General features: G+C 61.7%; 19 protein-coding genes. 8 read left to right on the forward strand and 11 right to left on the reverse strand.

Going from position 1 to position 20,316, the window contains the following annotated elements; genetic code table 11:
* Window position 1: 1 nt before the first annotated feature.
* The 5 genes from R2855_16495 to R2855_16515 all read left to right on the forward strand — a co-directional run bounded on the left by R2855_16495 (window position 2) and on the right by R2855_16515 (window position 7,303).
* The gene (locus R2855_16495; protein ID MEZ4532594.1) at window positions 2–1,906 is read left to right on the forward strand and encodes a DUF3352 domain-containing protein; all 1,905 of its coding nucleotides are present in this window, start codon (window positions 2–4) and stop codon (window positions 1,904–1,906) included.
* 45 nt (window positions 1,907–1,951) lie between these two features.
* On the forward strand, window positions 1,952–3,010 hold the full coding sequence (locus R2855_16500; GenBank protein MEZ4532595.1) for a M20/M25/M40 family metallo-hydrolase: 1,059 nt from the start codon (window positions 1,952–1,954) through the stop codon (window positions 3,008–3,010).
* A gap of 182 nt (window positions 3,011–3,192) precedes the next feature.
* Complete coding sequence (locus R2855_16505; GenBank protein MEZ4532596.1) at window positions 3,193–4,833, forward strand: ABC transporter substrate-binding protein; 1,641 nt, start codon at window positions 3,193–3,195, stop codon at window positions 4,831–4,833.
* A 354-nt stretch (window positions 4,834–5,187) separates the two neighbouring features.
* Complete coding sequence (locus R2855_16510; protein MEZ4532597.1) at window positions 5,188–6,078, forward strand: zinc ribbon domain-containing protein; 891 nt, start codon at window positions 5,188–5,190, stop codon at window positions 6,076–6,078.
* Between the two features lie 10 nt (window positions 6,079–6,088).
* The gene (locus R2855_16515) at window positions 6,089–7,303 is read left to right on the forward strand and encodes a M20 family metallopeptidase (protein ID MEZ4532598.1); all 1,215 of its coding nucleotides are present in this window, start codon (window positions 6,089–6,091) and stop codon (window positions 7,301–7,303) included.
* A 3-nt stretch (window positions 7,304–7,306) separates the two neighbouring features.
* Here the strand turns inward: R2855_16515 and R2855_16520 are convergent, their stop codons facing one another.
* From R2855_16520 to selD, 6 genes are all read right to left on the reverse strand, one after another.
* On the reverse strand, window positions 7,307–8,155 hold the full coding sequence (locus R2855_16520) for a hypothetical protein (GenBank protein ID MEZ4532599.1): 849 nt from the start codon (window positions 8,153–8,155) through the stop codon (window positions 7,307–7,309).
* Window positions 8,156–8,203: 48 nt separating this feature from the next.
* Window positions 8,204–9,241 (reverse strand): protein kinase, encoded by a 1,038-nt coding sequence (locus R2855_16525; protein ID MEZ4532600.1) that lies wholly within the window; start codon window positions 9,239–9,241, stop codon window positions 8,204–8,206.
* Window positions 9,242–9,310: 69 nt separating this feature from the next.
* On the reverse strand, window positions 9,311–10,201 hold the full coding sequence (ispE, locus tag R2855_16530; protein ID MEZ4532601.1) for a 4-(cytidine 5'-diphospho)-2-C-methyl-D-erythritol kinase: 891 nt from the start codon (window positions 10,199–10,201) through the stop codon (window positions 9,311–9,313).
* On the reverse strand, window positions 10,198–11,031 hold the full coding sequence (gene rsmA, locus R2855_16535) for a 16S rRNA (adenine(1518)-N(6)/adenine(1519)-N(6))-dimethyltransferase RsmA (protein MEZ4532602.1): 834 nt from the start codon (window positions 11,029–11,031) through the stop codon (window positions 10,198–10,200). Before rsmA ends, ispE begins: the two co-directional genes overlap by 4 nt.
* The gene (locus R2855_16540; GenBank protein ID MEZ4532603.1) at window positions 11,028–11,930 is read right to left on the reverse strand and encodes a diacylglycerol kinase family lipid kinase; all 903 of its coding nucleotides are present in this window, start codon (window positions 11,928–11,930) and stop codon (window positions 11,028–11,030) included. The genes rsmA and R2855_16540 overlap by 4 nt, the downstream gene beginning before the upstream one ends.
* Window positions 11,931–11,949: 19 nt before the next feature.
* Entirely contained in the window at window positions 11,950–12,993 is a 1,044-nt protein-coding gene (gene selD / locus R2855_16545) for a selenide, water dikinase SelD (protein ID MEZ4532604.1), read from the reverse strand.
* A gap of 119 nt (window positions 12,994–13,112) precedes the next feature.
* Between selD and R2855_16550 the strand changes: the two genes are divergently transcribed.
* From R2855_16550 to mutM, 3 genes are all read left to right on the forward strand, one after another.
* Window positions 13,113–13,496: a DUF952 domain-containing protein gene (locus R2855_16550; GenBank protein ID MEZ4532605.1), complete on the forward strand. Its 384-nt coding sequence runs from the start codon at window positions 13,113–13,115 to the stop codon at window positions 13,494–13,496.
* A 271-nt stretch (window positions 13,497–13,767) separates the two neighbouring features.
* Window positions 13,768–14,034, forward strand: coding sequence for a hypothetical protein (locus tag R2855_16555; protein MEZ4532606.1), 267 nt, complete (start codon window positions 13,768–13,770; stop codon window positions 14,032–14,034).
* Between the two features lie 13 nt (window positions 14,035–14,047).
* Window positions 14,048–14,935, forward strand: coding sequence for a bifunctional DNA-formamidopyrimidine glycosylase/DNA-(apurinic or apyrimidinic site) lyase (mutM, locus tag R2855_16560; GenBank protein MEZ4532607.1), 888 nt, complete (start codon window positions 14,048–14,050; stop codon window positions 14,933–14,935).
* On the opposite strand, the gene R2855_16565 is transcribed toward mutM, so the two are convergent.
* The 5 genes from R2855_16565 to R2855_16585 all read right to left on the reverse strand — a co-directional run.
* Window positions 14,925–15,983 (reverse strand): M42 family metallopeptidase, encoded by a 1,059-nt coding sequence (locus R2855_16565; GenBank protein MEZ4532608.1) that lies wholly within the window; start codon window positions 15,981–15,983, stop codon window positions 14,925–14,927. The genes mutM and R2855_16565 overlap by 11 nt on opposite strands.
* 46 nt (window positions 15,984–16,029) lie before the next feature.
* Complete coding sequence (locus tag R2855_16570; GenBank protein MEZ4532609.1) at window positions 16,030–16,800, reverse strand: class I SAM-dependent methyltransferase; 771 nt, start codon at window positions 16,798–16,800, stop codon at window positions 16,030–16,032.
* Window positions 16,801–16,805: 5 nt separating this feature from the next.
* On the reverse strand, window positions 16,806–17,675 hold the full coding sequence (locus R2855_16575) for a hydroxymethylglutaryl-CoA lyase (GenBank protein MEZ4532610.1): 870 nt from the start codon (window positions 17,673–17,675) through the stop codon (window positions 16,806–16,808).
* Window positions 17,659–19,287 carry a hydantoinase B/oxoprolinase family protein gene (locus R2855_16580; protein ID MEZ4532611.1) on the reverse strand — a complete coding sequence of 543 codons (1,629 nt, stop codon included), beginning with the start codon at window positions 19,285–19,287 and terminating at the stop codon, window positions 17,659–17,661. Before R2855_16580 ends, R2855_16575 begins: the two co-directional genes overlap by 17 nt.
* A gap of 137 nt (window positions 19,288–19,424) precedes the next feature.
* On the reverse strand, window positions 19,425–20,316 hold an 892-nt coding region (locus R2855_16585), incomplete at its 5' end, for a hypothetical protein (GenBank protein ID MEZ4532612.1).

Here is a 20,316-nt window from a genome sequence, read left to right on the forward strand (position 1 = left end):
AATGATTCGACCACGTTTTCGCGTGTTCTTCCTGCTCGCTGCAGTGCTGCTCGTTGCCCCAATGATGGCCACCGTCGGCTCCAGCCAGGTTCGTGCCCAGGAGGCTACGCCCGTCGCCGGAGAGGCGCCTGGCGCCATGCCGCTTGCCGAGTCGATGCCGGTCGAGACGGCGGCTTATGTGGCTACCGCATTCGACCCCACGAGCGACCAATATCTCGAGCTCAACGCGCTTGCCGCACGGCTCGTGTTCCCCGGCGCAGGCGACACCATCTCGTCGATCGTGGAACAGCTGACCAAGCTGCTGGCGATGATCCCATCCGATCTGAAAACAGTTCTGGAGGGCGACGTCGGAGCCGGACTGACTGGCTTTGGAGGAGTCGGCGACACAACGGAAGGTTCCTCGCCGAGCCCCGGAAGCATCATCGGCTCGTTCCTTCCTGACTATGCCATCGTGCTCCACCCGATCGAAGCTGGAGAGGCGCGCGAACTGGTGGAGGACTGGTATGCCGAGCAGGTCGCGAATGACGGCGGCGAAGTGCGGCGCATGCAGGCAGGATCAGTTGTTGTCTTGCAGAATCCAACCGAGGACGCTTCCGAAAGCGCTGCTCCTACGGTCGTTGCCTTCTCGGGCGACTACATCTTCTTCGGGGCGGACTATGAATCGCTTCGCCCCTTCATCGAAACTACACAGGGCACCGCGCCGTCTCTGGCGGAGTCGGAAGAGCTCCAGGATCTCAACGCGGCGCTTCCTGTCGAACGGCTTGTGTTTGGATACCTCGATCCGGCGAAGTTCCTCGATTCGGCTGGCAGCCTGACGATCGCTTCGGTGGATGTTTCGTCGATCGACACGCCGATCGGCGAGACAGCGTTCACCATCGCGGCGTCCGATGCCGGTCTGAGATTCGAATCGGTTTCTATGCCAACGTCACTTGCAGACGGTTTGATCGACACGAGAGGACCGAATCCTGCGTTTGCCGATTCCGTGCCCGATACGACGCTCGCCGTCTATGCCGGACAAGATCTCGGACAGAGTTGGGCCATCGACCAGCTGCAAAGGATTCTGTTGACCACGTTGGTGGGAGCCATGGGTGGTGGAGACGTCGATCTTTCTGATTTCGACGTCGAGGAGCAGTTCGGGTTTCTCTCGATGCTGACTGGCATCAACTTCAAGACCGACATGTTCGACCAGCTGACTGGCGATTATGGCGCGGCGTTGTTTTCCATCGACACCGACGATCCGTTCGGCAGCTCTGCGGTCATTGCGTCCGAACTCGACAACCCCGATATCGTGTCGGTGGCGGTCACGAGTCTTGGCCCGCTGATCCAATCGTCTGGCGCGGGTATGGCGAGCGTGACTTCGGCGTCGATCGACGGACAGACCGTCAATAACGTGGCGCTCGATCTGGACGGGGTGAGCGCAACCATTCAGTATGGCGTGGTCGACGATCAGCTCATGATCGGGCTCGGCGATGGCATCGAGACCGTTGCGGTCGAGCCAGCGGCTCCGCTCTCCGCGTCAGCGGACTACCAGGCCGCGCTGGCGGAACTGCCAGCGTCCTACGACAGCGTCACCTACGTTGATGTGCAAGCGATTGCAGATCAGCTTGCCCCGGCGTTGCTCGAACTCCTCGCCGAAAACTCGGAAAGCGCGATTGTTCGGTGTCTGGCTGGTGCGAGTGAATCTGACGTGGCGACCCCCACCGTGTTCGAAGGCGACGAAAGCAATGCCGGGAACTGGCTACTGGACACTGGTTGCTCGGTGGTGAATTCACTTCTTGGCGGCGATCAGGCGTTGCTCGATCTTGTCGTGTCCCGCATGCCAGGTCCGTTTGCTTCGGTCTCCTACCAGCAGGACGGTTTGCAGCACACGTCCGGCATCCTCTTGATTGGTTCGAGCGACTCCTAGGCCGGACAGAGTGCCGGATTTGCATCAGGGAAGGTGGGAAACTTCGTGTCCGATCTGAATATCGACCTGCTCAAGCGGCTCTGTGAAACACCTGGAGTCTCGGGACGCGAGGGGAAGATTGCCGCATTGGTGCGTGACGAGTTGCGGCCCATCTGCGATGAGGTGACGGTCGATCCCTTTGGAAATGTCGCCGGCATCCGCAAGGGCACAGGTGGTCCAAGGTTGATGCTCGCGGCGCACACCGACGAGATCGGTTTCCTCGTTTCGCATATCGACGAACAGGGATTCTTGCGCGTTCAGGCCATCGGCGGGTTCGACATGACCGTGCTGCCCGCGCAGAGGGTCATCGTCTGGGATCGATCCGGCAATCCGCATCGTGGCGTTTTCATGATTGCCACCAAGCCGGCGCATCTGCTGGATGGGTCGGAGAGCAACAAGTTCAAGACCACGGATCTCTTCATCGACCTCGGCATGACGGCTGACCAGGTCAGGGCTGCTATCAATCTGGGCGATCAGGTAACCATGGATCGCACGCTGGAGGTGGTCGGCGATTCGGTCATTTCGAAGTCGCTCGACGACCGGGTCGGCGTTTTCATCATGATCGAAGCGCTGCGGAAGGTGGACGGCGCCAACGCCGAGATCCATGCGGTTGCCACTGCCCAGGAGGAAGTGGGACTGCGCGGCGCGCGCGTGGCGGGCTACACCGCAGATCCCGACATTTCTATTGCAATCGATATCACATTGTCGCTCGACATCCCGGGCATGAAACCATCGGACTATGTGACCCAGCTCGGCAAGGGCGCCGCGCTCAAGTACTTCGATTCCTCCGTCATCCCGAACTACAAGCTCGTCGATCATTTCCGCGATCTGGCAGAGGCGAACGGCATACCGTATCAGTTCGAGTTCCTCCCGCGTGGGGGTACAGATGCCGGCGCAACCGCGCAGGCACGCGGTGGAAATGCGGCGTTCACACTCTCGATCCCGACCCGTTACGCGCACACGGTGAACGAGATGGCGCGCCTCGCCGATATTCAAGCCTGTATCGATCTCCTGGCCGCGTTTTTGACCGATGCTGGCTCGCGGTCCTACGATATCGTCGACTGACGCGCTCGCCGCTTTGCGCGAAACCAAGCGGGCGCGCCGCTCGTTTCATCGACAACGGCGGACCGCTCCTGGCCGAATGGCGTAGGATTCGGGGTCGCATGGTCGTGCGTGCTGCATTCGGCCATGTCGGATGAAAGATACGCTGCGGCATTCATGAATCTACCCTCGAAGGGAGTACGCACGTGCCGATCGACGATCGAACCACAGAGCCCACCACGACTCAACCCGAGATCGCTCGGTTGATGGAGACCTTCCGGAAGACCTGCCCGAACCCAACCCGGCGTGACCTGATGCGCTGGTCAGCGATTGCCACGGCTGCGGTAGCGGCAAATCGAATGGGCGTCGGATCGAGCTCAGCCGCTCCAACCAACCCGAATCGATCTCTCGCGCGATACCAGGACAACATCGTCACAGACGCCAAGCTCACGATCCCCTACGACCCATGGGGGCAAACGGTGACGCTGGATCCCCACCACACCGTCAACTGGGGACCGTTTTGGGTCATGTTCCCCAACGTTTGGGGCGGTCTCTTGCGGTACAACGAGAACGGCGGCGTCGAAAACGATCTGTGCGAGAGCTACGAGGTCAGCGACGATGGCGAGACGTACACCTTCAAGATCAAACCGGACCTGAAGTTCGCATCGGGCAACCCGGTCAATGCAGACGCGTTCATCTCGAGCTGGTTACGCGCGCTCGATCCGGCCAACCCTTCCCCGATGGCCGACTTCATGGCCTTGGTCGAGGGATATGACGACTACGTTGCCGGCAACTCGACCGAGATTGGCTTCCAGAAGATCGACGACTTGACGGTCGCGATCTCGCTGAACGACGCATACAGCTTTTTCCCCTCGTTGCTGGCGGCGTATGTCTGGGCGGTGGTCGATCCGGCTGTTGTTGCCGAACTCGGCGACGAGGAGTTCGCCCTGGGCGGCGCGGGAACCGGGCCGTGGCAGTTCTCTGAGTTCGATCCGGCGAACAGCGTGGTGATGACCCCAAATCCCAACTACTGGGATGGAAACTCTCCCTCGCTCACTGAACTGACATGGCTCTTCCTGACCGGTCCTGACGCGGCCAGCGCCGCGCTCGATATGTACAAGAGCGGCAACGCAATCTCGGCCGACGTGCCCCTCTCGTTGCTGGAGACCGTGACCGGCGACGAAACCCTGAACGCGCAGCTTGTGCGCATCGCGCCCCAGGGTTCTGTGCGCGCGATTGGCATGGACTTCAATCAGGAACCGTTCAACGATGTGCGCGTGCGGCGTGCTGTGGCAATGTCGATCGACCGCGATGTCTGGGCCAATGAGATCTGGCAGGGAACCTGGGCTCCTGGCAGCGCCATGATGCCGCCTGTGCTGGAAACGATTGCGAACTACACTAGCCCAGACGGTATTGGTTTCGATGCCGCGGGCGCCAAGGCGTTGCTGGAGGAAGCGGGCTATCCCAATGCCGAGGGACTGCCGACCATCACGTACTATCAGGCGTCGGAAGACTCAGATTCGGACAAGGGACGTGACGCCGCGCTGCTGGCGATGATCAAGGAAAACAGCGGCATCGACATCGTGCATGACACGTCGCTCTCGATGCAGCAGATCGTCGTACGACCAGACCGCAGACAACGGCGGCAGCCAGTTCAACATTGTCTGGTGGTGGAACATCTACAACACACCGCATCTGCTCTATGTCGTCGGTGCGCCGACCGCCGCGGCGATGGCCGGGGTCTTCAACTGGAATCCGGATCTCGAGCCGATTGGCGACGCGGATCCGGGCGCGGCGGCAGCCAACTTCCAGGATCTCGTCGATCAGGCGGACGAAGAACAAGATGAAGCGACCCGCAACGACCAGTACAACCAGGCCGAGCAGCTCCTCCTGGACAACGCGGTCTATGTGCCGCTTGGATACTGGGTGCAGATGTATGTTCAGAGTCCCGCCTTGCAAGGGACTCGTCAGGGGCCATGGACCGGGCGCTTGCCCGTTCTCTTCGACAAGAACGTGGTGCTCACGCAATCCTAGACAATCTCGTTCACACTACTGCTCATGGCAACGCGTCCGCACGTGCGGGCGCGTTGTTTGCATTTTTTGCGAAGTTGCGATGGAAATCGGCCAGCGAGAACGAATCGATCCTCACCAGCGCGTAGAATTCGGTTGACGATGCGAACTGAAGCAGGGAAACGCTGGGAGTGACTGAGTCGATCGTATTGAGCCTGGTCTTTGCAGGCATCATCGCGCTGATTGGGTATATCGGCGCCAATGTGGGTGTCGCGCGTGGATTCGTGCTGAGCACCGCCATTCTGGCCGGAGCGGAAGCTGCGCTTTGGTGGAGCGATCGCATCGGCGAGCGATTGAGCGACTGGTTCTCGATGAGTGTTGCGACCGGGCGTTTTCTCGCAGCCATGGTTCTGCTCCTGGTGGTGGTCCTGCTGATGGGGTTCGCCGGCTCGCTTGTACTGAGATGGGGTACGCCCACCCGGTGGGGGGCGCTGCTCGGCGCGTTGCTCGGCGCGGCCAACGGCGCGCTGCTGATCGCCATGGCGTTGCGCTTGTATTACCTCGCCTATGCCGGACAACTCACGAGTGATCCGCTCGACGACTCGATCGTCACACGTGTGCTCTGGCGGAATTTCGACTGGTTCATACTTGGCTTTTCCTTGGTTGCTTCGCTGCTCCTGCTCTATACCCGTTTCAGCCGCTTGTCGCTTGCTATTCCCGATCCGTCGACGCGAGTCAGCTATGCTCGGCCGGTTCCCCCGCCAGTGGCGCGACCGGATCCTCGCGCGCGCCGCATCGAGGAGTCGCGTGCGCTCTCCCCGAATCCCCAGGCCGGCTCCGCCAACACGAATGGGGCGGCAGTCAAGTCATCCGCAACTCCGGTCGATGACACCATCTACGCTCCACCGAGACTGTCTCCCACATCGAGCGAGAGAGTGGTGGAACGGACGATGGTGGTCGAGGTGCAGGAAACCAGAACTGAGCTTCCCTCGGCGCGCAACACGGTGCGGTTTTGTCCGAACTGCGGCATGACGCTCGATGCGTCCGATCGTTTCTGTCCCGACTGTGGCTTTACACTCTGAGGAAATCTCGATGACAAGTGGAATCCAGCGTCAGCGTGCGCTCGATGCAATCGACTCGAATGCGGCTGTGTTGCGGGATGTCTCGCAGTTTATTCATGACCATCCGGAGATTGCGCTGGAAGAAGTGCGTTCGAGCGCTGCGGCTGCCGACCTGCTGGAACGATTCGGATTCGATGTCGAGCGGGGGATCGCTGGACTCCCGACCGCCTTTCGCGCCACGACCGGATCGAATGGCGGACCCCACGTCGCGTTTCTCGCCGAGTACGATGCCCTCCCAGGCGTTGGCCACGGTTGTGGACACAATCTCATTTGCCTGAGCGCGCTGGCGGCTGGCATTGGAGCAAAGGCGGCGCTGGACGGAATGCCCGGGCGAATCACGGTATTTGGCACGCCCGCCGAAGAAGCCGTTGGCGGCAAGATCATCATGAAGAACGCCGGTGTCTTCGACGATGTCGATGCGGCGCTGGGCGCGCACCCGGGGGATGTGGAAGCTGTCTGCCCCACGGTGCCGGGTAGCGGCGAAGCGTTGGCCTGCCAAGGGGTGACGATTGCGTTTCGGGGCAAAGCGGCCCATGCCGCGGCCGACCCGTTCAACGGCATCAACGCGCTCGATGCGCTCATTCTGACCTACAACGGCATCAATGCTTTGCGGCAGCACGTAAAGTCGGACGCGCGCATGCACGGAATCATCGTCAAGGGTGGCGACGCTGCCAATGTGATTCCCGACTATGCCGAGGGCTTCTTCTTCATCCGTGCGGGAACTCAGACCTACATGTATGAGCTGGTCGAAAAGGTTCGCGCGATCGCTGAAGGCGCTGCCCAGATGACGGGCGCCACGCTCGACTTCTCGTTCCCGGAAGAAGCGTCCTGGGACATGATCACGAACTACAACCTGGCGCGGGCGCTCAAGGCGAACATCGATCGCGTTGGGCTGGAACTTCCGGAAGCGCGAGCCGAGGAAGGCACGGGCTCGACCGATTGGGGCAATGTGAGCTATGTGGTGCCGTCTGTCGAAACCGCGTATCCCATCGTCTCGGGTCGCTGCACATGGCATTCGCAAGAGGTCGTCGATGCCGCCGAGTCGGAACTCGGTTATGGCAATACATTCCTGGTGGCCAAGGCCATGGCGCTCACCGCGCTCGACCTGATCGAGCAGCCAGAGACACTCGCGGCGATCAAGGCCGAGTTCGCAGCGTCGCTGGCGCAACGCCAGGCGGCACGGTAGTCGCTAAGCGGGAGTCGGTGATCCGGCCGGGACAGCACCGGAGACGGAGCGTATTCCTGTTGGATCGAGGTCGATGCGCAGGGACTCTCCGGCAAATACCCGCTTTGTCGTCACATCTGGCCCCAGTGAGCCGGAAGCAATGTCGCGCAACTCCGGTCCGGAGATCGACTCGCCGGCAACGATGATTGCGTTGGTGATCGGAAACGGCGTGTCGTCCGCCGGGGCGCCACGGCCGATGACGGTGACATCGAGGCGCTCCGGCATTGATTCTTGCATCAAGTCTTCTCGGTCGGAAACCAGGTAAACCGATGCGCCGCCGCGAGAAATTCGGGCGGACCACGTTGCGTCGTCGTTTTCTCCGTCCGCGGCCGGCCAAATATCTACAGTAATCATCACGCCATGCGGAAGCTCGATCTCGGTCGATCGCTCGATGACTTTGATGGGAACGATATCGGTTCCATTCAAACTCGCTGTGCTGCCCACGGTCATCACGCCCCGCGGGTTCAGCAACTCGATTGCTTTGGGGACCAACCCGGAGGCGGCAGTGTTGCCCGACACGATCATCAGATCCAACCGGTCGAGGCCGGGATGGCGTGACCGGGTTATCGCGTTTCCGAGCGTCGTCGAGTCGGTGCCATTGAGGATCAGAACTCGTGCGGATCCCGAGGTTACCAGCGCCGAAATGCCACGATCGGCGCCGAGCAACGTCACACGAGGTTTCGCATAGTCACGTGCCCACCCAACCGAAACGATCGTCGTGGCGCCAATCGCGACCAGCAGACAGAAGACCGCCAGTTCGAGCGTGCGACCCCAGGACCGACCGTTCGAGCTCTTCGAGTTTCCACTCGTCACAGGCTGTGACCTCGCAACGATCGACGTGTTCGCTTGCGTAGAAGAGAATCAGAAACCCGCGAGTTCTGCAAGCGACTCCATCTGGACGGATGAGCCGGGTGGAATGCCGGCGGTGGCCTTGTCCCCTTGCCAAACGATAATTCCTGCGACCAGCGCGAGCAGCAGCGCCGCAAGGAGCGCCAATCGCACGCCACGTTTCGATTGCTCGGGCGCCGGGTCCCGTGTGACGGGAAGGTCGACCGATTCGAACCAGGGATCGAGCTCGAAATCGGATTGCCCCAGGACCGGTGGCGCAGACCTGAAATCCAGAGCGGGCGGCGTCACCTCCGAGAGTGAGGGAACGAAGTGCGCGCCCGGGTCGAACTCCCGCCAGGCGCTCAAGGTGCGCGCGAACGTTTCAGCAGACGAGAACCGAAACGCACCTGCTCCCAGACCTATCGCAACGATGTCGCTCGCATTCCGAGGAACGTCGGGGGCGATCAGATAGGCATCTCCAGCAGAGTGCCGCTCGACCGAATTCTGTGCTTCGCCGGTCAACATCTCAAAGGCGATTGCTGCGAGGGCCTGAACATCTTCATCGAACGTAACCGAAATGCCGTCGACAACGCTTCCGCTCGGAAGTCCCAGGCCGAACAGCTTGGCCGCTCCTTGACTGTCGACCACCACATCTGCGGTTGACAACTGACCGTGAACGAATCCCCGCTGGTGCGCATATTCGAGCGCGCCCGCAACTTGCTCGACCAGAATCGCGACATCGTCGACGTCGAACGGAGCTTCCAGGCGGATGATATCGGTGAGCTGTTCTCCACCCGTGTATTCGGTGATGAGATAGGGCGTCTCGCCATCTTCGCCGCTATCGAATGCCGCAACGATCCCGCGATGGTGCAGTGCAGTGGCAATTCGGCTGCGCTGCAGAAAGTCGGCGAGAAAGGGGGCGCTCCGCATGAGCTCCTGTCGTGGCACGGTCACCGCAACTGCCCGGTGGAGCACATTGTCGAAACCGAGCCATGTCTCGGTTGTTTCGCCGAGCGTCATGCGTCGCTCGAGGCGATAGCGTCGGTTGATCAGTTTGGTGCGAATGGTCACGCGCGGGTCGTTTCCTCGGTGGAGTTGGAATGAGTTGTGTCGGACGAACGATCGTTTCGTTCGTCGAACCTATAACGCTTCGTTCGGCAGGCTGGTTTTCTCACGCATCAGCATCCCGGCAGCGGTGGGTCGGGCAAGGAGCACGCGAAGCGGCAGCGGAGGCCTCCCTGCAAGCCGCCGGGCAATCTCCATCGCAGCGCTCAATTCGGGGACGATCGTGTAGTGTGTTGGACCGGCTCCGGTCAAGGCAACGAATGGCGCCCCAGCCTCCCTCATCGCCGGTACGAGCGAATCGATCTCCGGCAGAAGGCGAGCGAGTGGTCGACTGAAAGCATTCGCCAGATCATCGGGATGGGGGACGGCGCCCGCGCGAAGAGCGCACGCAGTTCGAGCGATGCGCGCGCCGTCGGAGAAATCACCAGCTTCCAGGGAACCGTAAAGCCGGGCGGTTTTTCGTTCGAGCTCGACGAGGGGCGATACGAGGACGAACCAACACGACGGAAGCCGTGGCAACGGTTCCAATATTTCTCCTCGTCCGCTGGCGAGCGCAGCGCCACCCACGAGAAAGAAGGGCACGTCGCTGCCCAACGTCAAGGCGATGTCGGCCAGGTCAGAAGTGTCAGCACCCGCGATGCCACGCAGCGTTGCCGCCGCGTCAGAACTTGCCCCTCCGAGTCCCGCTGCAAGGGGGATGCGTTTGTCAATCTCGATATGCCAGGCATCGGTGGCGACACCCGCCGAGCGTGCGCGCTCGACCGCCAGTGAAACCAGGTTTTCCTCGATCTGCTCGATCCGGTTCGTAACCACGACCGCATCGTTCTCGGCGCGCTCGATTCGGAGCCGATCGAACAGGCTGATCGTCTGGAACACGGTCGCGATCTCGTGAAAACCATCGTCACGTTTCCGGATGACTTCCAGGCCAAGGTTCACCTTGGCGGGCGCAAGAAACTCGACGGTCATGGCGTGCTGTCGCCGCGCAAGAGCGCGATCCATTCCTCGACCGAGAGCGTCTCCGCTCGGCGCACAGGATCGATACCGGCCTGCTCCAGTCTGGCGCGAATCGTTTCGCGATCGGCAGGCAGTGCCGCGGACAACGAGTTCAATACTGTTTTTCGCTTCTGCGCGAACCCGGCGGTCACCAGGCGAAAGAACTCAGGACGTTCGGCGACGTCGATCATTGGCTCGGGATGCCGCTCGATCAGCACGACTGAAGAAACGACTTTCGGTTTGGGAACGAACGCCTCAGGCGGCACATCGAAGAGCACCTGCGCGGTCGCGTAGACCTGCACGGCCACGCCCAGGATCGACATGTCGGGCGGCTCCGCTGCAATGCGCAAGGCTACCTCTCGTTGCACCATGCAGATCGACCGTTCAGGCGGCCGTTCTGACTCGAGGAAATGACGCAGAATGACCGGAGCGGACGAATAGGGGAGATTGGCCGCGAAGTCGTATTTCCGCCCCTCTGGGACGATCTCATCGATCGAGACGGTGCGCGCGTCGGCTTGCACCAGGGAAAACCGCTCTGAGTCGAGCTCCCCGCGCAGGTAGGCTGCCAGTTGTTCGTCGACCTCGACCGCCCGAACGGTGGCGCCGGTGTCGAGCAGCGCCCCAGTCAGCGCGCCCAGGCCGGGTCCGACTTCCACGACCAGATCTCCGGGACCGACGGCCAGTTCGGCGGCCATTCGCTCGACAACCCACGCTTCCTTGAGGAAGTTCTGCCCTCGCCCCTTGGACGGCTGAACGCCGATCTCCTCCAGGAACTTCCGCGTCGGAATCGGCAGCTCGGTCACGACAACCTGGCCACGATATCGAGCGCGCCTGGCACGATCGAGAACTCCGCCGGAGAAGTGCCTGCGATCTCGCCATCGAGTTGCACCAGCGCTGGGGTGCTTGCCGTCACGCGCACGTGTGTCGTCGTGTAATGCCGCCAGTGCGGGTTGGTCACATGATTGCCCCGAACCACACTCGGCACCGCCTTGATGAATCCCGGCAGGCTGATGTCGTCGATGATCGCCAGATCGAGCAGTCCGTCGTTCACCTTCGCCATTGGCGCAAAGTGAAACCCGCCAGCCAGATACTGCGCGTTCGCGATGCTGACGAAGACGGCTTTGGTGGCAATCTCTTGGCCGTTGACCTCGATCTGGACGTCGATATAGCCAAAGTCGGTCAAGTTCTGAGCCAACGCAACCATGTACGCCTTCTTGCCGGTGAGCCGTTTCTTTCGCTGCGCGCGGTCGGCCACCTTGGCATCGAAGCCCATACCGGCAACGTTGAGGAAATGGCGCTCCGTGGTCGACGTCCGGGCGAGGCCAACATCCATCGCCAGGGATTCGCCGGTGAGCGCGAACGACATGGCCTCCTTGATCGAGCCCGGGATCCCAAGAGAGCGGGGAAGATCGCATCCTGTTCCAGCCGGCACGATGCCCAATGCGGAACGATGCCCTGACTCCAGAATGCCGTTGGCAACCTCATTGAAGGTGCCGTCTCCACCGACAGCAACGATACGATCGATTCCCAACTTCGCGAACTCCCGGGCGCGGAGCCGGGCATCCTCGATCGAGCTCGTCACATGCAAGTGGTACTCAGGCGAAACCGACGAGGCAACCTCCGAAATCTCGGGCAGCTTTTTCAGCGCCTTGCCTCCGGCAGCCTTTGGATTGACGATCACCGCGAACCGCTCGTTGGCCAAAGTCGTAGCTCCCGTTCTATCAGACAATCGAAACGCCGTTGTGATCGGTGACTGCTCCGACGAGCCAATAGGGAACGCCCAGTGCTTCGAACCGGGCCTGCGCTTCCCCAATCGCGTCCGGCGCAATCGCAAGCAACAGTCCCCCCGAAGTTTGCGGATCGAAACAAAGGAGGCGACGCTCGGCGGAAACCGAGGAAGCGACCTGCACCCGATCGCCCTCGAAGTGGGCCAGGTTTCGCTGCAGACCGCCCGATACCTGGTTGCTGCCGGCGTATTCGAGCGCGCCTGGAATCACCGGCAGCGCCGCAGCGTCCATTTCGATGCCAACGCCGCTCTTCGCAGCGATTTCCGACGAATGCCCGGCAAGCGAGAACCCTGTGACGTCGGTACACGCGTGGACCGCGAGATCGGTGACAGCCTCCTGGGCAGCGCGGTTCAGCGTGGTCATCCAACGGACTGCGTCGGACACGTGCTCGCCAGTTGCCACGCCGTTCTTGAGCGCGGTTGTGATGAGTCCGGTTCCGAGCGGTTTGGTCAACATCAACAGGTCACCCGGTCTCGCGCCGGCCTTCGTCCACACCCGATCTGGATGCGCGGCGCCGGTGACTGAAAGTCCATACTTCGGCTCATCGTCGATGACCGTGTGGCCGCCGGCGATGATCCCACCTGCCTCACGCACCTTCGTGGCGGCGCCTTCGAAGATCTGCGTGATCGCCTCGATCGGCATATCCGCGGGGAAGGCGGCGATGCTGAGCGCCAGCAGCACCGAACCGTTCATGGCGAAGACATCGCTCATCGAATTCGTCGCGGCAATAGCCCCGTAGTTCCACGGATCGTCGACAATTGGCGGAAAGAAGTCGACCGTTTGCACGATCGCTCGATCGGGACTCATTCGGAAGACCGCTGCATCGTCACTGGTTTGCAATCCGACCAGAAGATCTGGATGCGAATCGACGGTCAACGGCAAGAGTGCCTGGGCAAGCCGGTCTGGACCCATCTTGGCGGCGCAACCGGCGCATGAGGCCAGTTGAGTCAGGCGAACTCGTTCGAGACTCGATACCATGGGTTTCCTGTCTGCATCGTGTGTTCAGGTGACGACTTCGACACGCGATGATAGGTCTGCTGGTCGGATACGGTCAATCAATGTGGTTGCGCGGGGCAACCAGGGAAGGATACGCAGCGATGAGCGATATCGATACTCTCCCCTCGGAAGAGGTGTCGATCCACCGGGCGGAGCATGTCACCTATCATCTCGTGCCCGCGGAGGTTTGGGAAGCCCAGAAGTTCGGACGTTTCTATGTTCCTGAGAACTTCGCGGAGGAAGGGTTCATTCACTGCACCGATACCCTCGAGGAGCTGGTGGCAGTGGGCAATCGCTACTACCGTGACGATCCGCGCACGTTCCTGGTGTTGGCAATCGACTGCGAGCTGGTCACCGCCGAGATTCGCTACGAGGACGAGCGCAGAATCTTCCCGCACATCTACGGGCCGCTCGATGCCGAAGCGGTTCTTTCGATGCAGCCGGTTGTGCGCGCAGCCGATGGGTCCTTTCTGAGCATGGGATAGATTCTGGTGTGGATTTCCGCGCCGTCAAGCGTGCTAGTTCAGGATCCTGGGAATGGTATTCCGGAAGTTTGCTGAGAATACTTGACTTGGAGGAACAGTTCGTGTGAATCTCCCCTCTCAGAGAGTGGGTAGTTTTCTCGGTCCATCATCGCGCACCCCCGCATTCGGCTGTCAGGCTCGGTCCTGCGATGGCCGTTCTGTTGGTTGCGTGTGGATCGCATGGGGGAAGATTCTTGTGGGCGACGATCCCGGATCGGCAGACGAGCGATTCGTGTGGAGTACGGAACGGTACCGGCTGACCCTATGGTTCGAGGAAGACCAGTGGGCGATTCAACACACCGCGCCCAATCCATTGCTCGGCCCACTCGTTGTGTCTGAGGCACGGCACCGGCAAGCGAAGCAGGCGGTCTGGGAGGTCATGAAGCGCGTCGCCAGGGCTACCAGGGACGACGAAGAAGGAGTGCGCGTGGCATCGTCGGCAGCGCGCTGGATGCGTCAGCTCGGAGAATCGCGCTCGCTCAGCCTGCGGTGCGATTGATGCGCTGAGTCCGGTGCCTGAGCTGCCAGAAGTCGAAACCGCGCGTCGAATTGTCGAACGCGAGCTCGTTGGACGTCGCATCACGGCCGTCGAGTTGCGGCTGCCTAAGCTCTTCCGTGATACGGAGATTCCCGACCCACAGGTCATGCTGGGGCACCGCGTCGTCGGGGCGCGACGGAGAGCCAAAGTGCTCACGATCGATCTCGATGGCGATCTTTCGCTGATGGTCCATTTCAAACTGGCGGGTCAGCTGGCCATCATCCGGCCAGATGGTCGCCGCGCGATTGCCGGGCACCCGGTTCCCAAACCCGACGGCGACTATCCCCACAAGGCGACGCATTTCGATCTGCGATTCGACGATGGCACGATCGCCTGGTTCAGCGATATCCGGCAATTCGGCTGGTACCGCCTGATGCCCTCGGACCATGTCGCAAACGCGATCGAGGCGTTTTCGTTTGGTCCGGAGGGCACAGGAGAATCATCGATCACGACCGAGCAGCTGTATGCGGCCCTGCAACGGCGGAGCATCCCGATCAAGCAGGCGATCCTGGACCAGTCCGTTGTGGCCGGAGTGGGCAATATCTATGCCGATGAAGCGCTCTTCCGGGCGCGGATCCACCCGCAACAACCGGCCAACAGCTTGAGCAAACAGGCGGTCGACCGGTTGCGCGAAGCGATCGGATGGGCGCTGGAGATGGGTATCGCCCAGGGTGGCGCCAAGATCATCCACCAGCGCGCCTATCCGGTGGACGGTTTCCCAGCCGTTCACGGACGGGAAGGCGAACCGTGTGTCGGGTGCGGGGGGACCGTGAAAAAGATCACGGTCGCCACCCGCGGCACCTATTTCTGTCCCAGTTGCCAGCGGCTCCGCAAGCCGAAGCCGAAACCAGCTACGGCCTGAACTCGAAATCGGCCGGCAGCGACTTGATGAATCCAGCGATCAGTTTCGCCGCGCTGTCGAGGTCGGTGAGGCTGACCGTTTCGTTCGGCGAGTGCATATAGCGATTGGGAATCGAGACGAGTCCGGCCGCGGTGCCCGCTCCCGTGAGATACATCGCGTCCGCATCAGTTCCGCTGCTGCGCGGGTTGCCCTGTCGCTGCACCGGCAGGTCGTTCGCGGCGGCGTAGTCGTTCAGCGCCCGGTAGACCACCTCGTTCGTTGCCGAACCGCGCCCAAGCACCGGTCCCTTCGCCATTTTGATATCGCCGTTGCGCCACTTGTCTGCACCGGGATAGTCGGTGGCGTGGGTGACGTCGATCACGATCGCTGCAGTGGGACTCAGTCGGAATGTGGCCGCATGTGCCCCGGCGAAAGCGATTTCTTCTTGCGTGGCGACGAGTGCGTAGGTATCGAACGCGGGGCGATCGTCAGCCAGCAGCCGCAGCGCTTCCAGGGCGACGAACGATCCCACCCGGTTGTCCAGACTGCGCGCGACGACGAGATCATCTGTCAGCTGCCTGAACGGAGCATCGATGACGATAGGATCGCCGATCTCGACCCGAGACTCTGCGTCTTCCTTGCCGGAGGCGCCAATGTCGATCCACAGGTCGCGCAGTTCCGGCACGCGGTTCTTGTCTTCGGCGGACATGCCGTGTGGCGCCTTGCGGCCCACCACGCCGGTGATGTCTCCATTGCGGCCCATGACGATCATCCGTTGCCCGATGATGACCTGCGTGTCCCATCCGCCGATCGCATCGAAGAGGAGGTAGCCGTTCTCATCGATGAGTGTGACCATGAGGCCGATCTCGTCGATGTGCCCTTCGATGACCATTACCGGGGCGCCCTCTTTCTTCAGGCGCGCCCAGGAGCTTCCCAGCACATCCCGGTCGACCTCATCGGCAAAGGTTGCCGCTTCTTCCCGCCAAACGCGCGATGGGCGAGATTCGAAACCGGATGGTCCGGGCGCATCCAGCAAACGGCGAAGAAACTCAAATGCACGTTGCTCCACGAGTGGGTGCTCCTGTCGTATAGATCGTTCTGTCTCTGGGCGAATTCTATCGGGAAGCCACGAAGACGACCCGGCCATGGTCTTCACAAGCCGGACGTTTCACCTCGCCGGTGGCGTCGACGTATCCCAGAATCTCATCGAGGTGGAACCCCGCGTCGCGGAGCCAACCAACAACCACATCGATCGGCCACGCCCGTTCGACATGCTCTTCGTCGAAGCGCTCCCAATGTCCTGATTCGTCCCGGATGAAGGCGGTCATCACCAGCGGAGAAGCATCGAGGGCCGGATCGAACCAACTCCGGTAGGTGACATAAAGATCATCGTCATCGCAGGCGAGGACCAATCCATGCTCCCATGAGCGTTCGAGCCGAGAGCGTGTGTTCATGTCAAATACGAAGTGGCCGCCAGGAACCAGCCGGCGGCGGACATTGCGAAAGAGCGTTCGAGCCGAGGCGTCGTCGTCGAGATAGTTGAACGCGTCGTAGATGCACGTGACGAGATCGAACGGGCCAGTCACCGGCGGATCGACCATATCACCCTCGAAAAAGTCGACACGCATGCTCGCTTGTTCGGCTGCAGCGCGGGCATGTTCGAGCATCTGAGTCGAGCGATCGACCCCGATCGCCCGCAAACCAGCGCGCGCGAACACGAGCGTTGCCGATCCGGTGCCGCACCCAAGATCGAGCACTGATGCAGGAACACGACCGCGCGTTTCGAGCAAGGTGAGGATCACGCGCGCCATGCGCTCGCCGAAGGATCGCTGGCCGATCCGATCGTAGATGCGTGCGTAGGCCGAATAGGGTGGTGATCGATGCACGCGGGTCACGCGGCCGGACTTGCGAGCAAGGCTTCGACTGCCTCATGCACCACTGCGGAATCGACGCCATGCGGGATACCGCGTTCGTCCAGGTATGCGATCAATCGCTCGGTTGCCAGGTTGCCCGCGGCGCCCGGAGCGAATGGACAGCCACCCAATCCGCCTGCCGCCGAATCGAAGACGCGAACACCATGATCGTAGGCGACGCCGATGTTGTGGACCGCCAACCCGTAGGTGTCGTGCATGTGCAATGCCAACCGTTCTGCCGGGATCGACCGCAACGTTGTTTCCAGCACGGCGATTGTCTGCTCGATGGTTGCTGCTCCGATCGTATCGGCCAGGCAGATCTCATCGCTGCCCATTTCGAGCAGTTCCTGTGCCAGATTGGCCGTCGCAGTTGGGGCAATATCGCCTTCGAACGGACAAGCGAACGCCATCGAGATATAGCCGCGTACCCAGATTCCATCCGCTTTGGCGCGCGCATAAATCGGCGCGAACCGCGCGAGCGACTCCGCGATCGTGCAATTGATATTGCGTTGGCTGAAGGTTTCGCTTGCCGATGCAAACACGGCCACACTGTCGACGCCGGCCGAAATGGCGCGATCGAACCCCTTTTCGTTCGGCGTCAGCACGAGATACCGCACGCCCGGAACCCGGTCGATTCCCTGCATGACCTCGAGCGCATCGGCCATCAGGGGGACTGCCTTGGGGTTGACGAAGCTGGTTGCCTCGATCGCTGTCAAACCGGATTGGGAGAGGGCATCGATGAATGCGATCTTCACTTCTGTTGCGAACGGCCGCTCGTAGTTCTGTAGCCCATCACGAGGCGCGACCTCGACGATGCGCACTGCATTCGGGTCAACCTGGGTAGCCATAGTCGCGTGCCGCGTGTTCAGCGTCGATGATGCCGGAGCGCAGGTCTTGCTCGATCAACGACCGGTCACGCTCGGACGCCGGAAAGTACCCGCCGCCGCCGGGCAAGTCGAGCGTGATGCGCACCTCGGGATCGAGGCGGAGCGTGCCCTTTCCCTCGATCGAGCGACCGTCCGAGAGCTCGATGTTGCCCGGTTTCCCTGAGGAGCCGCCTGCAAATCCTTGCGCGGGATGGTGCAAGCGGTCGAAGAGTCCCGAGAACGAGTAGGTCTGATTGGTTCGAACACCGAGTCGAAGCCGTTGACCGCACCCACCGCGAAACTTGCCCGCTCCGCCTGAGTTCTCCCTGATCGATCGCTCATGAACGATCACCGGCGAAAGCTGCTCGATCACCTCGGCCGGGACGCCAGAAATGCCGCTCGGGAAGGCGGTGGCGTGCAGACCGTCCTTGATCGCCCGCGCGCCGGTGCCACCACACGAGAACCAGACATAGGCAAACGGATCGCCATCCATGTCGTATCCCAGGAATTGCAGATTCCAGATATTGGCCGCTCCCTCGGCCATGACGCGGTCGGGAATCGCCTGCGCCAGGGCGCCAAAGACCGCCCCCGGAAGGAAGTGCCCCAGGATATGCCGGGCCGAGACCGGAGCAGGCGGCAGTGCGTTCAGAATGCTGCGCGGTGGCGCATCGACCGTCACCGGGCGGAAGCTGCCTTCGTTGTTGGGCACCTCCGGCGCGAGCGCGCACTTGAGCGCGTAGGTCGTGTAGGCGTGGGTGTAGTTCAGCACCACGTTGATGCCGCGCTCGCTCTCCATCGAGCTCCCAGCCCAGTCGACGTGCATCCGGTCGCCTGTTTTCTCGATGGCCACGGCGAGTTTCACTGGATGCTCGTACCCGTCCGACCAGACCTCGTTGCGATAGATACCGTCCGGGAGTTCGCTGATCGCGCGGCGCATCGCCTGTTCTGACCGGTCGATGATCTCGTCAGCCAGCGGCTCGAGCGACTCCAGTCCGAACTCGCGCATGAACTCGATCAGCCGCTCCGCGCCAACATCGTTGCCGGCAGCTTGCGCGTAGATGTCGCCCAGCACGGGGTCCGGGGTGCGCACGTTGTGCGTAAGGATCTTGATGAGCTCCTCATTCAGATTCCCCTGCGCGAACAGCTTGGTGATCGGGATGAAGAGTCCCTCTTCGAAGATCGATCGCGCATCGGTCGAAAGCCCGATTCCGCCGATATCGAGCACATGACAGGTGTTGCCGAAGAACCCCACCAGCCGGTCGTCCAGAAAAACCGGCGTAATGACGGTGAAGTCGTGCAAGTGCCCTGATGTCTTCTGAGGATCGTTGGTGATCAGAACATCGCCAGGACGCAGCGTCTCCGCCGGATAGACGGCCAGAAAATGGTGAATACAGGTCGCCATGGCGTTGATGTGTCCAGGAGTGCCTGTGACCGCCTGGGCGATCATGTTTCCGCGCGCATCGAATACACCCGCCGAGAGATCGCCCGCTTCGCGCACGATCGAAGTGAAGCTGGTGCGCATCAGTGCGGCAGCCTGCTCGTTCACTACCGACACGAGCCGGTTCCACATGACTTCCAGACGAATGGCGTCCATCGATTTCATCCTGTGCGTGCTATCTGTGCCGGTCTTGTGGGGTTCGGCACTTCAGAAGCCGAGCATACCCGAAAGCCAACTGGGCCGGTCCCATACGAGACCGGCCCAGCATGCTCACATTGACTTGGCGGCCGAAGCTAGACGCATTCGACGACGGTTTCCACTTCCGGGGTGGCGGGAGATCCGAAGAGACCGGAAACCGGTGTCCCTGATCCCGTCGCCACTGGCGAGCCAGCGTGCGGGCTCGCATCAGGGCTCGCCTCGACGGTCGGGACGCACGTCGGCAATGCCGCGGGTGTCTCCGCCGGCTTGGTTCCCGACGCCTCCACTGTGCCCTCGGGCGCGCCGAACAAGTCGCTCGCGGATGGCGACGCCTCGGTTACGACCGGTGACGCGGTTGCGGTCGCCGCGACCGGGCTTGCCGCCTCCGTTGCCACCACCTCAGGCGACGCAACCTCCGTTGGCTCTTCGGTCGGCATCGCGGTTTCGGTTGGTTCCTCGGTGGGAACAGGAGTCTCGGTCGGAGCCTCAGTCGGTTCTTCCGTGGGAACGGCGGTTTCGGACGGCGCCTCAGTCGGTTCCTCCGTGGGAACGGCGGTTTCGGACGGCGCCTCAGTCGGTTCCTCCGTGGGAACGGCGGTCTCGGTCGGCTCCTCTGTGGGAACAGAGGTCTGGGTCGGGGCTTCAGTCGGTTCTTCCGTTGGAGCAGTGGTCTCCGTGGGCGCTTCGGTTGGCTCTTCAGTTGCAGCCGCTTCGACGATCGCTGGCGATGCCGCTTCGGTCGCGACGACTTCTGGGGAGGCTGCTTCGGTCGCAGCCGGTTGCGCGGTCTCCGTGGCAGGATGGAGGTGGGCCTCGACGGATCCAACCGCCTCGGAAACCTTCGTTTCCGCTGCCTCGACTCGGCCGCCGACTTCGGTCTTGACTGTTGTGACCGCGCCGCTCACAGAGGTGCCCGCTGATTCCACATGTGAAGTCACGGTCCCGCTGATACTCGTCGCCGCGGCTTGAACCGTGCCTTCGGCTGCG

The sequence above is a fragment of the Thermomicrobiales bacterium genome (assembly GCA_041390825.1).
Classification (GTDB): Bacteria; Chloroflexota; Chloroflexia; order Thermomicrobiales; family UBA6265; genus JAMLHN01.

Coding starts and splice junctions, on each gene's coding strand:
- ispE (MEZ4532601.1), bottom strand. CDS start 10,201: ATGACCGTCGAGTTTCTTGCGCCCGCCAAGGTGAACCTTGGCCTGGAA.
- selD (MEZ4532604.1), bottom strand. CDS start 12,993: ATGGTATCGAGTCTCGAACGAGTTCGCCTGACTCAACTGGCCTCATGC.
- R2855_16515 (MEZ4532598.1), top strand. CDS start 6,089: ATGACAAGTGGAATCCAGCGTCAGCGTGCGCTCGATGCAATCGACTCG.
- R2855_16550 (MEZ4532605.1), top strand. CDS start 13,113: ATGAGCGATATCGATACTCTCCCCTCGGAAGAGGTGTCGATCCACCGG.
- R2855_16580 (MEZ4532611.1), bottom strand. CDS start 19,287: ATGGACGCCATTCGTCTGGAAGTCATGTGGAACCGGCTCGTGTCGGTA.
- R2855_16495 (MEZ4532594.1), top strand. CDS start 2: ATGATTCGACCACGTTTTCGCGTGTTCTTCCTGCTCGCTGCAGTGCTG.
- R2855_16575 (MEZ4532610.1), bottom strand. CDS start 17,675: ATGGCTACCCAGGTTGACCCGAATGCAGTGCGCATCGTCGAGGTCGCG.